Origin of the sequence: Pseudomonas sp. SMV7 (assembly GCF_052041995.1) — a bacterium.
Taxonomy (GTDB): Bacteria; Pseudomonadota; Gammaproteobacteria; order Pseudomonadales; family Pseudomonadaceae; genus Aquipseudomonas.
This window is the reverse complement of the sequence record NZ_JBKGGT010000001.1, coordinates 543,388-558,869: the sequence shown is the minus strand read 5'-3', so window position 1 is coordinate 558,869 and position 15,482 is coordinate 543,388. Positions and strand designations below refer to the sequence as shown.

The following is a 15,482-nucleotide window of genomic DNA, read 5'->3' as shown; positions in this document are numbered from 1 at the left end:
CGGACTCCACGGCTGGGCACCTTCAGAAGGTTAGCCCAGAGTCGGGGAAGCCATCGCTTCGGCCCGATGCTATCCGCCGAAGGGTATTGCCTGGTCCCGGCTGCCCGCGCGCCCGGTGGGCCTTGGCGCCTGCTGGTCGGTCAGGGCCTGCTGTCTGGCAGGCCCTGCAACCTGCGGTATTCCCGCAACACATCGGGCACATAGCGCCGGGTCTCGGCAAACGGCGGTACCGCACCGCGGCGCAGCACCGCCTCGGGGCCGGCGTTGTAGGCGGCTACCGCGAGGGTGATGTCGTTGTCGAACAGGTCGAGCATGCGCTTGAGGTAGCGCGCCCCGCCCTGCACGTTGTCTTCCGGGTCCAGGCGGTCTTGCACGCCCATTTCACGGGCGGTATCCGGCATCAGCTGCATCAACCCTACCGCGCCCGCCGGTGACCGCGCCTTGGGGTTGTAACCGGACTCGGTCTTGATCACCGCATGCAGCAGCGCCGGCGGAACATTGTGCGTGCGCGCTGCGGCGGCGACCAGCCTGGCGTAGGGGCGGCCGGTGATCAACTGCGCGTTGGCCGGCCCGGCCTGGCCCTGCGGCTCGCTGATCACGGTTTCGTAAAGGCGCCCGGGCCGATGGACGTTGGTCAGTATGTAGCTGCCTTTGGCATCGATGGACACGTACACATCGGCCTGGGCAGCGCCTGCGGCCAGCCAGACCAAACCGAGAATGAGTCCACGCATGTCGGTCGCCTCTTCGTCGTGCCCCCAAACTGGGGGAAATGCCCCGGAAAACCCAAGGTCGATGAGCACGACGCAAGCACTGTGCCGCTTCCGTTGCGGCATGGCGCAAGGCCCCGCGGCAGACGTGCACGGCTGTTGCATGGTGCCTGCACAACACGAGTCCCGATGCAGCGGAGGGCTTCACCATGCAGCGCAGAACCAACCCCCAGCGTGGCTTCACCCTGCTCGAACTGTTGGTCGTGCTGGTGGTGCTCGGCCTGTTGGCCGGCATCGTTGCGCCCAAGTACTTCAGCCAGCTCGGCCGTTCCGAAGCCAAGGTCGCGCGGGCGCAGATTGAGGGGCTGAGCAAGGCCCTGGACCTGTACCGGCTCGAAGTCGGCCACTACCCCAACAGTGAGCAAGGCCTGCAGGCTCTGGTGGTCGCGCCCAGTGGCGAAACGCGCTGGACCGGTCCGTACCTGCAGAAGGCCGTGCCGCAAGACCCATGGGGCCGGCCGTACATCTACCGGCAGCCCGGCGAGAACGGCGCTGAATACGACCTGCTGTCGATGGGCAAGGACGGCCAGCCGGGTGGCGACGGCGAAAACGCCGAAATCACCAGCTGGCAGTAGGCAGCGCGGCCATGCGCTATGTCCTCAAGGCCCTGGGCAGGCAGGGCGTGGTGCAGCTGCAGATCGACGCCGAGGACCCCGAGCAGGCCCGCCGTCAGGCCGAGGACCAGGGCCTGCGCGTGCTCAGCCTGCATGGCCAGGGTGGCGCCCTGTGGCAGCTGGCCAGGCGCCGCGAGGCCAGCTTCGAGCTGGTGTTGTTCAGCCAGGAGCTGGCGACCCTGCTCGGCGCCGGCCTGCCGCTGATCGACGCGCTGGAAAGCCTGGCGGAAAAGTCCCCGGCAGGCGCCACGCGCAAGGTATTGAACGAGTTGGTCCGCCAGTTGTACGAAGGCCGTTCGCTGTCCCAGGCCCTGGCCGCGCAACCACGGGCGTTCCCGCCGCTTTACGTGGCGCTGGTGCAGTCCAGCGAACGCACCGGTGCGCTGGCTGATGCCCTCACCCGCTACATCGGCTATCGCCAACGCCTGGACCTGGTACGGCAAAAGCTGCTGGGCGCTTCGGTCTACCCCTTGCTGCTGTTGCTGGTCGGCGGTGGCGTGGTGTTGTTCCTGCTGGGCTACGTGGTGCCGCGTTTCAGCCAGGTGTTCGAGGGCATGGGCAGCGAGTTGCCCTGGCTTTCCCGCGGCCTCATGCAGGTCGGCCTGTTCCTGCATGCCCGGCAACTGCCGCTGGCACTGGGCGGCATCGGCTTGCTCACGCTGCTGTGGCTGCTGCGCCGCCAGCCGCGGGTGCGGCGCTGGGCCGCCCGCCAGTTGCGGCGTGTGCCGGCGTTGCACCAGCGCTTGCTGATGTACGAACTGGCACGCTTCTACCGCTCGCTGGGCATCCTCCTGCAAGGCGGCATTCCGGTCCTCAGCGCCATGGGCATGGCCCACGGCCTGCTCGGCAGCGTCGCGGCCCAGGGCCTGGAGCAGGCCTGCCAGCGGGTCGGCGAGGGCCTGCCGCTGTCCGAAGCGCTGGAGGCCGGGCAACTGGTGACGCCGGTCTCGCTGCGCCTGCTGCGGGCCGGTGAGCAGTCCGGTAACCTCGGCGAGATGCTGGAGCGCTGCGCCGATTTTCACGACCAGGAGATTGGCCGCTGGGTGGAATGGTTCGTCAAACTGTTCGAACCGCTGCTGATGACGTTCATCGGCCTGCTGATCGGCCTGATCGTGGTCCTGATGTACATGCCGATCTTCGAGCTGGCGTCGAGCATTCACTGAGGCGTGGGCAGCTGCGCCTGTACGCCGCGCGGCGCTCTGCAATGCGCCCCGACCGGCAAACCGAGGTTGCCGTCGATGATCGCTCCGCAGATATCATTCGGCGTGATAATAACCTTCGTCCCGTTCGATTCGTGCCTTGCGCGCAAGACACTCACACTCCGCCCACTATTCATATTCTGGCGGAGTTCTCCATGGAACAATCACTCAAACCCTTGCGCTTGCCCCTCGCTGCCCTGGCAGTGGTGGTGATCAGCGCTTGCGGCCGAACCCCCGACGCTGTGCAGGCTCCCACCGCGCCGAAGGTCAGTGTGGCGAAGGTGATCGAGCAACCGATCAATGAATGGGACGAGTTCACCGGCCGCCTCGAGGCCCCGGAAACCGTCGAAGTACGCCCGCGGGTGTCCGGCCAGATCGACCTGGTGGCATTCACCGAAGGCGCCCAGGTCAAGAAAGGCGACCTGCTGTTCCAGATCGACCCACGCCCGTTCCAGGCCGAGGTCCGCCGCCTCGAAGCGCAACTGCAGCAGGCCAAGGCCACTGCCATCCGTAGTGCCAACGAAGCGCGCCGCGGCGAACGCCTGCGTGACAGCAACGCGATCTCTGCGGAACTGGCCGAATCGCGCAGCAGCGCCGCCGCCGAAGCCCGCGCCGGGGTTGACGCAATCCAGGCCCAGCTTGACCTGGCCCGCCTCAACCTCAGCTTCACCCGTGTCACCGCGCCGATCAGCGGCCGGGTCAGCCGTGCCCTGTTCACGGCCGGCAACATCGTGACTGCCGATGTCACCCCGCTGACCAGCGTGGTGTCTACCGACAAGGTGTACGCCTACTTCGACGCCGACGAGCGCGTGTACCTCAAGTACACCCAACTGGCCCGCGAAGGCCAGCGTGGCCAGAGCACCCCCGTGTACCTGGGCCTGACCAACGAAACCGGCAACCCGCACCTGGGGCAGATGAACTTCGTCGACAACCAGGTCAACCCGCGCACCGGCACCATCCGTGGCCGGGCGGTATTCGACAACAGCGACGGCCAGTTCACCCCGGGCCTGTACGCCCGCCTGAAGCTGGTCGGCAGCGCCCAGTACCACGCCGTGCTGATCAACGACGAAGCGGTAGGCACCGACCTGGGCAAGAAGTTCGTGCTGGTGATGGACAAGGACAACAAGGCCACTTACCGCGCCGTCGAACTGGGACCGAAGCTGGAAGGCCTGCGCATCGTGCGCAGCGGCCTGGGCAAGGACGACCGCATCGTGGTCAAGGGCCTGCAGCGTGTACGCCCGGGTTCGCCGGTCACGCCGGAAGAGACGCCGATGGCCAGTGAACAGACCCTCGCCGCCCTCGCCCAACAGCGCCAGGCCCTGGAGGCCAGCAACCCGGCGCCGAAGGTAGCGGGCAACAACGTGAAAGTCGCCAGCGCCCCGGCGCCACGCGGTTAAGGGACCCCACCGATGAACTTCTCGAAATTCTTCATTACCCGGCCGATCTTCGCCGCGGTGCTGTCGCTGGTACTGCTGATCGCAGGCTCGATCTCGCTGTTCCAGCTGCCGATCAGCGAATACCCCGAAGTCGTGCCGCCGACCGTGGTGGTGCGCGCCAACTTCCCCGGCGCCAACCCCAAGGTCATCGGCGAGACCGTTGCCGCGCCGCTGGAGCAGGCCATCACCGGTGTCGAGAACATGCTGTACATGTCCTCGCAGTCCACCGCTGACGGCAAGCTGACGCTGACCATCACCTTCGCCCTGGGCACCGACCTGGACAACGCCCAGGTGCAGGTGCAGAACCGCGTCACCCGCACCCAGCCCAAGCTGCCCGAGGAAGTGACCCGTATCGGTATCACCGTCGACAAGGCCTCGCCCGACCTGACCATGGTCGTGCACCTGACCTCGCCGGACAACCGCTACGACATGCTGTACCTGTCCAACTACGCCATCCTCAACATCAAGGACGAGCTGGCGCGCCTGGGCGGCGTGGGCGACGTGCAACTGTTCGGCATGGGCGACTACTCGCTGCGCGTGTGGCTCGACCCGAACAAGACCGCCTCGCGCAACCTCACCGCCAGTGATGTAGTGGCCGCGATCCGCGAGCAGAACCGCCAGGTGGCTGCCGGCCAGCTGGGCGCCCCGCCCGCCCCGGGTTCGACCAGCTTCCAGCTGTCGATCAACACCCAGGGCCGCCTGGTCAACGAGGAAGAGTTCGAAAACATCATCATTCGTGCTGGTGCCGATGGCGAAATCACCCGCCTGAAGGACATCGCCCGGGTCGAGCTCGGCTCCAGCCAGTACGCCCTGCGCTCGCTGCTGAACAACCAGCCGGCGGTCGCCATCCCGATCTTCCAGCGCCCCGGCTCCAACGCCATCGAGATTTCCGATGAAGTACGGGCGAAAATGGCCGAGCTGAAGAAGGACTTCCCCGAAGGCATGGACTACAGCATCGTCTATGACCCGACCGTGTTCGTCCGGGGCTCCATCGAAGCGGTGGTGCACACCCTCTTCGAAGCGCTGGTGCTGGTGGTGCTGGTGGTGATCCTGTTCCTGCAGACCTGGCGTGCCTCGATCATCCCGCTGCTGGCTGTGCCGGTCTCGCTGATCGGTACCTTCGCCGTCATGCACCTGTTCGGCTTCTCGCTCAACGCGCTGTCATTGTTCGGCCTGGTCCTGGCCATCGGTATCGTGGTGGACGACGCCATCGTGGTGGTGGAAAACGTCGAGCGCAACATCGGCCTGGGCCTCAAGCCGCTGGATGCCACGCAAAAGGCCATGAGCGAAGTGACCGGCCCGATCATCGCCACCGCCCTGGTACTGTGCGCCGTGTTCGTGCCTGCCGCGTTCATCTCCGGCCTCACCGGGCAGTTCTACAAGCAGTTCGCCCTGACCATCGCGATTTCCACGGTGATCTCGGCCTTCAACTCGCTGACCCTGTCGCCGGCCCTGGCAGCGGTGCTGCTCAAGGACCACCATGCGCCCAAGGACCGTTTCTCGCGGTTCCTGGAAAAGCTGCTGGGCAGCTGGCTGTTCGCGCCGTTCAACCGCTTCTTCGACCGTGCTTCCAACCGCTACGTCGGTGGCGTGCGCCGGGTCATCCGCTCCAGCAGTATCGCCCTGTTCGTGTATGCCGGCCTGATGGGCCTGACCTACCTGGGCTTCGCGTCCACCCCGACCGGCTTCGTGCCGGCGCAGGACAAGCAGTACCTGGTAGCCTTCGCCCAGTTGCCTGACGCGGCCAGCCTCGACCGCACCGAGGCGGTGATCAAGCGCATGAGTGAAATCGCCCTGAAGCAGCCTGGCGTGGCCGACTCGGTAGCCTTCCCTGGCCTGTCGATCAACGGTTTCACCAACAGCCCGAACAGCGGCATTGTGTTCACCCCGCTCAAGCCGTTCGACGAGCGCAAGGACCCGAGCCAGTCGGCCGCTGCGATCGCTGCAGCGCTGAATGCCCAGTTCGCCGATATCCAGGACGCCTACATCGCGATCTTCCCGCCACCACCGGTACAAGGCCTGGGCACCATTGGCGGCTTCCGCCTGCAGATCGAGGACCGCGGCAACCTGGGCTACGAAGCGCTGTACAAGGAAACCCAGAACATCATCGCCAAGAGCCGCAACGTGCCGGAGCTGGCGGGCCTGTTCACCAGCTACCAGGTCAACGTGCCGCAGGTGGATGCGGCCATCGACCGGGAAAAGGCCAAGACCCATGGCGTGGCGATCACCGATATCTTCGATACCCTGCAGGTCTACCTGGGCTCGCTGTACACCAACGACTTCAACCGCTTTGGCCGTACCTACCAGGTCAATGTCCAGGCCGAACAGCAGTTCCGCCTCGATGCCGAACAGATCGGCCAGCTGAAGGTACGCAACAACCTCGGCGAAATGATCCCGCTGGCGACCTTCCTCAAGGTCAGCGACACCTCCGGGCCGGACCGGGTGATGCACTACAACGGCTTCATCACCGCAGAAATCAACGGCGCTGCAGCGCCGGGTTACAGCTCCGGCCAGGCCGAAGCGGCAATCGAGAAGCTGCTGAAAGAGGAATTGCCCAACGGCATGACCTTCGAATGGACCGACCTGACCTACCAGCAGATCCTGGCGGGCAACACCGCGCTGTTCGTCTTCCCGCTGTGCGTGCTGCTGGCGTTCCTGGTGCTGGCTGCCCAGTACGAAAGCTGGAGCCTGCCGCTGGCGGTGATCCTGATCGTGCCGATGACCCTGCTGTCGGCGATTACCGGGGTGATCATTTCCGGTGGTGACAACAACATCTTCACCCAGATCGGCCTGATCGTGCTGGTGGGCCTGGCGTGCAAGAACGCGATCCTGATCGTCGAGTTCGCCAAGGACAAGCAGGCCGAAGGCCTCGACCCGCTGGCCGCAGTGCTGGAAGCCTGCCGTCTGCGTCTACGACCGATCCTGATGACCTCGATCGCATTCATCATGGGTGTGGTCCCGCTGGTGTTCTCCTCCGGTGCCGGCGCGGAAATGCGCCATGCGATGGGCGTGGCAGTGTTTTCGGGGATGATCGGGGTGACCGTGTTCGGCCTCTTCCTCACCCCCGTGTTCTTCTTCCTGATCCGCCGTTTCGTCGAACGCCGCCAGGCCCGCAAGGCCGAACGCGTGCACTCGCTGGAGAGCCATGCATGAACCTGCTCAAACCCTTGACCCCGAGCCTGCTGGCGCTGGCCTTGGCGGCCTGCGCGGTAGGCCCGGATTACCAGGCACCAGCCACCGAACCTGCGCAATTGGCCAGCGATGTACAGGCCAAGGCGTACGACCGTAGCCGCTTCGAAAGCCTGTGGTGGAAGCAGTTCGACGACCCGGTACTGAACCAGCTGGTGCAGGCTTCGCTGGATGGCAACCGTGACCTGCGCGTGGCCTTCGCCCGCCTGAAAGCGGCCCGCTCGATCCGTGAAGACGCCGAGAACGATCAGTTCCCGGTGGTCACCAGCCGCGCCAGCAGTGATATCGGCAAGGGCCAGGTCCCCGGCCAGACCACCCAGCGCGTGAACAGCGAGCGCTACGACCTGGGCCTGGACATGGCCTGGGAACTTGACCTGTTTGGCCGCATCCAGCGCCAGATCGAAGCCAGCGAAGCCCAGGAAGCGGTGGCTGCGGCCGACCTGCAGCAGCTGCAGGTCAGCCTGATTGCCGAACTGGTCGATGCCTATGGCCAGCTGCGCGGTGCGCAGTTGCGCGAGAAGATCGCCCTGGCCAACCTCAAGACCCAGCAGGAATCGCGGGCCATCACTGAAACCCTGCGGGACGCTGGTGTCGGCAACGACCTCGATGTGGTGCGTGCCGATGCGCGCCTGGCCGGGGTCGAGGCCACGGTGCCACAACTGCAGGCGGAACAGGCCCGCGCCCGGCACCGTATCGCCACCTTGCTTGGCCAGCGCCCCGAGGCGCTCAGTGTCGACCTGTCGCCCAAGGCCCTGCCGGCAATCGCCAAGGCGCTGCCGGTGGGAGACCCGGCAGAACTGCTGCGTCGTCGCCCGGACATCCGTAGTGCCGAGCGCCAGTTGGCGGCGGCCACGGCCAATGTCGGCGTGGCCACGGCTGACCTGTTTCCCCGCGTCAGCCTCAGTGGCTTCCTCGGCTTTACTGCCGCCCGCGGTTCGCAGATCGGTTCCTCGGCAGCCAACGCCTGGGCCCTCGGCCCGAGCATCACCTGGGCGGCCTTCGACCTCGGCAGCGTGAGGGCTCGCCTGCGCGGCGCCAAGGCCGATGCCGAAGGGGCGCTGGCCAACTATGAACAGCAGGTGTTGCTGGCCCTGGAAGAATCGGCGAATGCCTTCAGCGATTACGACAAGACCCAGCAGCGGCTGCTGTCGCTGATGCGCCAGAGCGATGCCAGCCGCAAGGCTGCGGAGCTGGCTTCGGTTCGTTACCGCGAGGGTACGGTGGACTACCTGGTGCTGCTCGATGCCGAGCGTGAGCGGCTCAGTGCGGAAGATGCGCAAGCCCAGGGTGAGGTCGAGCTGTACCGCGGCATCGTCTCGATCTACAAGGCCCTGGGCGGCGGCTGGCAACCGGAGACCGTCGCCAGCGCCCGCTGATTCGCCCTGTTCCAACGACTCCTTTGGTTGGCTCCTCCCCCAACCGTTTGCCCCGCAGGCGAAGGCCCGCGGGGCTTTTTTATGAACGGGGAGGTCTATCGTGCGCGGGGTGTACGCCATGGGATGTGCATTGCCTGTGAGGCCGAGCGCCGCCCACCAAACCCGAGCCAGGCACCTGACAACCCCCACCCGGTTGCATTTACCCCCCCACCTGCCCCAAGCTTTGCCTTCCCGCCGCCACGGATCGTCCGATGCCCAGACGCAACCGCTACCTGATCGCCCTGCTGCTGTTGATCGTGGTGTCGGCCCTGTTCGGCTACCTGTGGCGCGACGACCAGCCGCCGCCGCCAACCTTGCCTGCGCACAGCTACGCCAAGGCCTTGCGCCAGGCCCACGAAGGCCAGCCCGGCGCTGCGCGGGTGTTGTACCAGCAACTGCAACGCAACGACCTGCCCCCGGTTCGGCGTGCAGCCCTGTACGCCGAATTGCCCAATTACCCTTCGCCGCAGGCATTGAAGCTCGCCCGCCAGGACCTCGAGCATGGCGACCCACTGGTACGTCGGGCGGCCATCGCCAGCATCCGCCGCCTGCTGCCGGCGGCGCAGCGCAGCCTGGTGCTTGGCCCGCTGCTGGACGACCAGGAGCAAAGCGTGCGCTTTGCCGCCGTGGACGCCCTGCTGGGTCTCGACCCGGACGCCATCGGCCTGTATTTCGGCCCGCTGCAGGCAGCCCTCGAACAGTATCAACAGGCCCTGGAGCAACAACCCGGGGATACTGACGCCCAGGTCCACCTGGCGCGCCTGTACCTCCATGAAAACGACTACGACCAAGCCGCCGCCGCTCTGCAGCGTGCCTTGGCGATAGCCCCTGGCAACCTCGATGCCTTGGCCACCCAGGTACGCCTGCTGGAACGCCAGGGCCATCATGATGCCTCGCGGCAGGTACTGGCCAAGGCCCTGGCATTGAGTCCCGACTCGGCTTTCCTGCAGTACGAGCTAGGCCTCTGGCTGAACCGCCATGAACAGCGCGAATACGCGCTGCTGGCCTTGTCCCGCGCTGTCGAGCTGGACCCGGACAATACCGACTACCGCTACACCCTGGCGGTCACCCTGCATGAGCTGGAACAGGTCGATGCCGCGCAGAAGCAGCTGGAAACCGTGCTCAATCGGCAACCGGCCAATCGCCGGGCACGGGTGTTGCTGATCCAGTACTGGAAAGAGACCGGCCAGTTGCAGAACGTGCAGGTGCTGTTGGCCGAACTGGAACAGCAGAACCCGGACGACCCGGTGTTGCAACAAGGCCTGTAGGCAACGCTGCAATTCGGTTGAACCCCGCGGTCGTCTCCAAGGTCCAGTGGGTATCGGACCACCCTTGGGGGAATCGTCTTGGTCAGTTCGTCGGCGCTGGAAGAACGTGCCTTGATCCTCGCGCCCGCGCCGTTAGCCGCAGATATCGCTCGGCCGCTCGCTTGCGCCGGCATCGACAGCCTGTGCGCGCCCGACCTGACCCGGCTACAGGCTTGTCTGGCGGAGGGCGCAGGCCTCGCGATCATTGCCGAGCAGGTATTCGACGCAGGCCCGAGCCCCTTGTTGCAGGCGTTCCTCGACCAGCAACCCGGCTGGTCGGACCTGCCTATCGTGCTGCTTGTCCAGGGTAATCGCCGCGTTACGGCTTCAGGTCACACGCCACTGGGCAATCTGATGTGGCTGGCGGTACCGTTCGAAAATGCCCAACTGCTGCAGATGGCCCAGTCCGCGCTGCGCAACCGACGCCGACAGTATCTGGTACGCGATCAGCTGCTGGATCTGCAGCTACGCCTGCAAGCGCAGGGCGTATCGCCCGGCGAGGCGCAGGAGCGCAGCGAGTTTGCCCGCTACCAGGCGCGGAAAATGGAGGCCATTGGCCAACTCGCCGGTGGGGTCGCACATGATTTCAACAACCTGCTCACCAGTATCGGCGGCAGTTTCGAGCTGATTGACCGGCGCCTGCAGCAGGGCCGCAGTGACGGCCTGGACACCATGCTGCGCATGGGCCGCGAAGCGGTGTCACGCGCCGCCCGGCTGACCCACCGCCTGCTGGCCTTCTCTTCCCGACAATCGTTGCACAGCCAGCGCATCGACCTGCACCAGTTGCTGCAGACGAAGCGCCTGGTGGCCTGCGTGACCCCGTCCGTGCGCGTGCAGGTGGATCTTACCGAGGGTCTGTGGCCAGTAGAGGCCGATGGCCAGCAATTACAGGAGGCGCTCGACAATTTGCTGCTGAATGCCTGCGAAGCCATGCCCAGTGGTGGCCATTTGCGCATCGAGGCGACCAACCAGGCCATCGGTGCCGGGCATGTCACCGAAGGCGCCCTGTGTGCCGGTGACTATGTTCGCCTGCGAATCATCGATGACGGCCAAGGCATGGCGCAAAGCACGCTGGAGCACGCTTTCGAGCCGTTCTTCAGTACCAAGGCGATCGGCCAGGGCATCGGCCTCGGGCTGTCAATGGTGTACGGTTTCAGCAAGCAGTCCGGCGGCCATGTCACCCTGCATAGCCAGCTTGGCCAAGGGACCCAGGTGGAACTGTACCTGCCGCGCCACCTGGGCCAGGCCCAGCCCTCGCAGGAGCCGGTGTTACCCGTGCAGGGTGGCAAGGGCCATCACGTGCTGGTGGTCGAGGACGATCCGGATGTACGCCAGCTGCTGTGCCAGGCCCTGCGCGAAGAGGGCTTTGCCTGCCAGAGTGGCGCCGATGCCAATGACGGGCTGAAGGTACTGCGCTCGAACCAGCCCGTCGACCTGCTGCTCACGGATGTCGGCCTGCCCGGCATGAACGGCCGGCAACTGGCCGAGATTGCCCGCAGCCTGCGCCCGCGCTTGCCGGTTCTGTTCATTACCGGCTACGCGGAAACGGCCATGGTCCGCGACGGCTTCCTGGCCGCGGGCATGCACCTGCTGGGCAAGCCGTTCGAACTGCAGCAACTGCAGGCCCTGGTGACGCAGATTCTGGGCAGGCCCTGAGCCGTTCACTCGTCGAGCAGACGAAGTACCTCGTCCGCCAGGTCCCCCAGCGAGAACGGTTTGTTCATCAATGCCGTGCCTGGGTGTTCGAGCAACTGTGCCTCGATCCGCTGGTCGGCGTAACCGGTGATGAACAGGATCCTCTGCTGCGGAAGCTGCATGCGCATGGCCTTGGCCACTTGTCGGCCACTGAAACCACCCGGCAAGCCGATGTCGGTGATTACCAGGGCGAACGGGCCGTCATGGCGGAAGCGCTCCAGCGCGGTATTGGCGTCGCCCGCCTCAGTCACGTCGAAGCCACGTTCAGCCAGGTACTCGCGCATGACTGACCGCAAACCCAGCTCATCATCGACCAGCAGCAGGCGCTCTCCGCATGCCATGCGCTGCGCGCGCTGGATCACCCGCGGCGCCTCGGGGAGCGGCTCATGGCACCTTGGAAACAGCATGGAAACCCGGGTGCCCTGGTTCGGCGCCGATTCGATCCAGGTGTAGCCCCCCGACTGACCGACGAAGCCATACACCATCGACAAGCCAAGCCCGGACCCACGCCCGATGGGTTTGCTGGTGAAGAAAGGTTCAAACGCCCTGGCAATGTCTGCTGCTGCCATGCCGTGACCATCATCCTCGACCTGCAAGGCTACATAGTCGCCTGGCGGCAAGCCCTGCTCATCCGGAAACCAGGTCGTCAGCCGCTTGTTGACGCTGCGCAACGTGACATTGCCCCGCTCAAGGCAGGCTTCGCGCGCGTTGGTGCAGAGGTTGATCAAGGCATTCTCGAGCTGGGCCACATCCAGGCATACCGCCCACGGTGTAACATCCAGCTGCCAGTGCAGGCACATTTCCACGCCCAACGCCGTGAGCAGCAGAGGTTCGCTCAAGCGCAACTGCCGGTTTAAATCCAGCACCTTCGGGGCCAAGGGCTGGTGGCGTGAAAACGCCAGCAGGCGATGAGTCAGCTCCATGGCGCGCTGCACCGAATCGCGCGCCACTTCCACATAGGCCTCGACCCGTTCCAGGCGTCCCTCCTGAAAGCGGCGCTGCAACAGCTCGAGGCTACCGCCAATACCGGACAGCAAATTGTTCATTTCGTGGCCCACGCCGCCGGCCAACTGACCAACTACCTCCAGGCGTTGATGGTTGCGCATCAGTGCTTCGGACTGACGAGCGGCTTCCTCACGGTCTTCGGTAATGTCGCGACCAACCGCGGTCAGCAGGCTGCCATCGAACCGCGCGCTCCAGCGAAACCAGTGGTAATGGCCATCACGATGACGCAGGCGGGTCTCGATCTGCTCGGTATTGTGGAACTGCAGGAGCCCGCTGGCGGCCACCTGGACTTCAGCACGGTCGGCCGGATGTACCAGGTCCAGCACCAGGGCACCGCGTACCTGCTCTTCCGACCAGCCCAGGATACGGTACCAGGCAGGGTTGGCGGCACACAGCCTCAGGTCGGGGGTAACGGTCATCATCGCGTCACGCGACAACTGCCAGAACTGCTCGCGCTCAGCCACATGCCGTTCGATCTGCAATTCGAAACTACGTGCCTGTTCGCGCCAATGATAGTGGGCGTCGAGTCCGGCAGTGGTCTCGATCACGGTGTGCAGCAGCCCTGCCACGCTGCCCAGTTCATCGTGCAACGGGGCATACCCGAACGCGCACCAGAGCGGCTCGGCACCTGCGCCGCAGGTGATACGCAGCGGTGGATACTCGACAAAACTCGGGCGCCCCTCGAGGGCCTTGAACACCCACGGCCCCATGTGTGGCCAGACATCGCTCCATAATGCATCGAAGGCCATGCCCAACGCGTCCGGAGCAACGGCCCGCAACGCCCGGTAGGCATCATTGTGAACCACGCTGAGATCGGCCCCCCAGACCACGGCACATGGGAACGGAGACAGGTGCATCATGTCGACGGCGATACGCAGCGATGCCGGCCAGCGCGGCCAGGGCCCGAGCGAAGTTCGCCCCCAGTCGAACTGCGCAATCCGTTCGGCCATCGTCTCGCCCGGCGGCGCAGCAGGCGGCTGCAGAGCCACCTGCGACGCAGGTTCGTGCGGCGTAACGTTTGCGACCAATTATCCTCACCCCCTCTGTGCTCAAGGCTGAATGGGCATCACCGCCCGCGGCGGGCTCGCCCATGAGTGCTGTTCAAGTTAGCACAACGCACACCAGGCGCTATGACGCACCAGCAGCGGACAGCTATGCTCAATAGGCTTTTCCCGGGCCAGGGAGCAACGGCCCATTCAGGTTGCCAATGGGAGCGTGGTCATGAGCAAGAAAATGCTGGCGGTGCTGACCAATACGGCCAAGTATCCGACCCTCAAGCGGCCAACCGGATTGTGGCTCGGGGAAGCCGTGCACTTTGTCGAACAGGTCGAAAAGGCCGGCTACACGGTCGATTATGTGAGCCCCCTGGGTGGCTACGTGCCCATCGACCCGCACAGCCTGCAAATGGCCCCTGACCTGGACTGGCAGTGGTATGACGACAAACGCTTCATGACCCGCCTGGGTAACACCTTGAGCCCTGGCCAGGTGAAGGCCACCGAGTACAGCGTCATCTACTACACCGGCGGCCATGGGGTCATGTACGACTTTGCCGATAACCAGCCGCTGCAGGGGCTGGCGCGCCAGGTATATGAGAACAACGGGATTGTCGCTGCAGTCTGCCACGGTGTTGTCGGCCTGCTGAACATCAAGCTCAGCGACCACCGCCTGTTGCTGAAGGAGCGCAAGGTGACGGGCTTTTCCAACACCGAGGAGAAGCTCGCCGAACTGGACAACGTGGTCCCGTTTCTGACGGAGAACGAGCTGGTTGCCCGTGGCGGCCACTACAGCAAGCATGAGGACCCGTGGATGCCCTACGTGGTGGCCGATGATCGGCTGATTACCGGGCAGAACCCGGCCTCCACCGCCCTGCTGGCCGAGCAGGTATTGGCGAAATTGAAGCAGAGGTGAAGCTGACAATGAGCTTCGGCTTTTCTGTAAAGACGCAACACTAGTCGCCTACAGCAGAAGTGTCATCAAGCACATAGGATCGATGCCGACCTGTTCACCCCGAACAGCAAAGGTCAACGGAGCGGCACGCCTATGGCAATTATCATGATTCAAACTATCAATTGGCGAAAATTGTTACTGATTCTGGCCATCGGCATCATACCCGTGCTCTCCGGGTTGCTGATGATGAATTACCAGCTGGGAAGGAAACTCGAAGAAAATGCCCAGGTTTCCGTCAAGGAGGCGGTTTTCAGCGTCGACCACGCACTGGGCCGCATGGAGTCCAGCCTGGAAGCAATCCTGCCGCTGGCCGGCAAACCCTGTGCCGAAGTGCTGGATGCGCTCGACCAGAGCGTCGCCAGCAGCCCACACCTTCGCTCATTGGCGCTGACCCGCAGCAAACAAGCGTATTGTGCGACGGACATGGACCCCTTGGAGTACCTCTCCGCTTTTTCCGAGTCCGGACAGCAGGTGAAACTGGCATTCGACGTCCCTTCGTCGCCCAACGCGGCAATCATCAAGCTCCAGAAACCGCACAGCGATCCCGGTGTCATCGCAACAGCCTACGGTCGCTTGCTACGCGACGAACTTCGCGGCTTCCAGGACGGCCTGACCTTGCTGCTGGAATTCAACGACCAATACATCTGGAGCGACGGGGATAGCCGCGACGCACAACGCCCTTCGCAAGCCGAATACAACCAGCGAGCAGTATCGGAAAAATATGGCTACGTGGTGATCGGTGGCTACGCCAAAGGGTATGCAGCGCAGGAGTTCCGCCTTTCCCTGCATCAGGTACTCCCCTCGCTGGTACTGGTCGGGGTCGCCAGCATGTTCATTACATACCTGGGCCTGGCCAGAACGCGCAAGAGAAAGGGTGACACCGCCGCCATTGACCCATGACGGCGGTT

At 64.7% G+C, this 15,482-nt stretch carries 11 protein-coding genes; 9 read left to right on the top strand and 2 right to left on the bottom strand.

Annotated features, from left to right (window positions below):
* Window positions 1-140: 140 nt before the first annotated feature.
* Window positions 141-731, bottom strand: a complete 591-nt coding sequence (locus tag ACLEJP_RS02735) for a lytic transglycosylase domain-containing protein (protein WP_440804388.1) — start codon at window positions 729-731, stop codon at window positions 141-143.
* Between the two features lie 185 nt (window positions 732-916).
* Here ACLEJP_RS02735 and gspG point away from each other — a divergent pair, with 185 nt between their 5' ends.
* The 7 genes from gspG to ACLEJP_RS02700 all read left to right on the top strand — a co-directional run bounded on the left by gspG (window position 917) and on the right by ACLEJP_RS02700 (window position 11,583).
* A complete protein-coding gene (gspG, locus tag ACLEJP_RS02730; protein WP_440804387.1) occupies window positions 917-1,342 on the top strand; it encodes a type II secretion system major pseudopilin GspG in 426 nt (141 codons plus the stop codon).
* An 11-nt stretch (window positions 1,343-1,353) separates the two neighbouring features.
* Window positions 1,354-2,544, top strand: coding sequence for a type II secretion system F family protein (locus ACLEJP_RS02725; protein WP_440804385.1), 1,191 nt, complete (start codon window positions 1,354-1,356; stop codon window positions 2,542-2,544).
* 191 nt (window positions 2,545-2,735) lie between these two features.
* Entirely contained in the window at window positions 2,736-3,977 is a 1,242-nt protein-coding gene (gene mexE, locus ACLEJP_RS02720; protein ID WP_440804384.1) for a multidrug efflux RND transporter periplasmic adaptor subunit MexE, read from the top strand.
* Window positions 3,978-3,989: 12 nt separating this feature from the next.
* Complete coding sequence (locus ACLEJP_RS02715) at window positions 3,990-7,169, top strand: efflux RND transporter permease subunit (RefSeq protein WP_440804383.1); 3,180 nt, start codon at window positions 3,990-3,992, stop codon at window positions 7,167-7,169.
* Window positions 7,166-8,581, top strand: coding sequence for an efflux transporter outer membrane subunit (locus ACLEJP_RS02710; RefSeq protein ID WP_440804382.1), 1,416 nt, complete (start codon window positions 7,166-7,168; stop codon window positions 8,579-8,581). Before ACLEJP_RS02715 ends, ACLEJP_RS02710 begins: the two co-directional genes overlap by 4 nt.
* 251 nt (window positions 8,582-8,832) lie before the next feature.
* A complete protein-coding gene (locus tag ACLEJP_RS02705; RefSeq protein WP_289135045.1) occupies window positions 8,833-9,888 on the top strand; it encodes a tetratricopeptide repeat protein in 1,056 nt (351 codons plus the stop codon).
* A 78-nt stretch (window positions 9,889-9,966) separates the two neighbouring features.
* On the top strand, window positions 9,967-11,583 hold the full coding sequence (locus ACLEJP_RS02700) for a response regulator (protein ID WP_440804381.1): 1,617 nt from the start codon (window positions 9,967-9,969) through the stop codon (window positions 11,581-11,583).
* Window positions 11,584-11,588: 5 nt separating this feature from the next.
* Here the strand turns inward: ACLEJP_RS02700 and ACLEJP_RS02695 are convergent, their stop codons facing one another.
* Window positions 11,589-13,655 carry an ATP-binding protein gene (locus ACLEJP_RS02695; RefSeq protein WP_440804380.1) on the bottom strand — a complete coding sequence of 689 codons (2,067 nt, stop codon included), beginning with the start codon at window positions 13,653-13,655 and terminating at the stop codon, window positions 11,589-11,591.
* Between the two features lie 193 nt (window positions 13,656-13,848).
* Here ACLEJP_RS02695 and ACLEJP_RS02690 point away from each other — a divergent pair, with 193 nt between their 5' ends.
* Window positions 13,849-14,535: a type 1 glutamine amidotransferase domain-containing protein gene (locus ACLEJP_RS02690; protein ID WP_440804379.1), complete on the top strand. Its 687-nt coding sequence runs from the start codon at window positions 13,849-13,851 to the stop codon at window positions 14,533-14,535.
* A 132-nt stretch (window positions 14,536-14,667) separates the two neighbouring features.
* Window positions 14,668-15,474: a CSS-motif domain-containing protein gene (locus ACLEJP_RS02685; RefSeq protein WP_440804378.1), complete on the top strand. Its 807-nt coding sequence runs from the start codon at window positions 14,668-14,670 to the stop codon at window positions 15,472-15,474.
* Window positions 15,475-15,482 lie beyond the last annotated feature (8 nt).

Coding starts and splice junctions, on each gene's coding strand:
- ACLEJP_RS02735 (WP_440804388.1), bottom strand. CDS start 731: ATGCGTGGACTCATTCTCGGTTTGGTCTGGCTGGCCGCAGGCGCTGCC.
- gspG (WP_440804387.1), top strand. CDS start 917: ATGCAGCGCAGAACCAACCCCCAGCGTGGCTTCACCCTGCTCGAACTG.
- ACLEJP_RS02725 (WP_440804385.1), top strand. CDS start 1,354: ATGCGCTATGTCCTCAAGGCCCTGGGCAGGCAGGGCGTGGTGCAGCTG.
- mexE (WP_440804384.1), top strand. CDS start 2,736: ATGGAACAATCACTCAAACCCTTGCGCTTGCCCCTCGCTGCCCTGGCA.
- ACLEJP_RS02715 (WP_440804383.1), top strand. CDS start 3,990: ATGAACTTCTCGAAATTCTTCATTACCCGGCCGATCTTCGCCGCGGTG.
- ACLEJP_RS02710 (WP_440804382.1), top strand. CDS start 7,166: ATGAACCTGCTCAAACCCTTGACCCCGAGCCTGCTGGCGCTGGCCTTG.
- ACLEJP_RS02705 (WP_289135045.1), top strand. CDS start 8,833: ATGCCCAGACGCAACCGCTACCTGATCGCCCTGCTGCTGTTGATCGTG.
- ACLEJP_RS02690 (WP_440804379.1), top strand. CDS start 13,849: ATGAGCAAGAAAATGCTGGCGGTGCTGACCAATACGGCCAAGTATCCG.
- ACLEJP_RS02685 (WP_440804378.1), top strand. CDS start 14,668: ATGGCAATTATCATGATTCAAACTATCAATTGGCGAAAATTGTTACTG.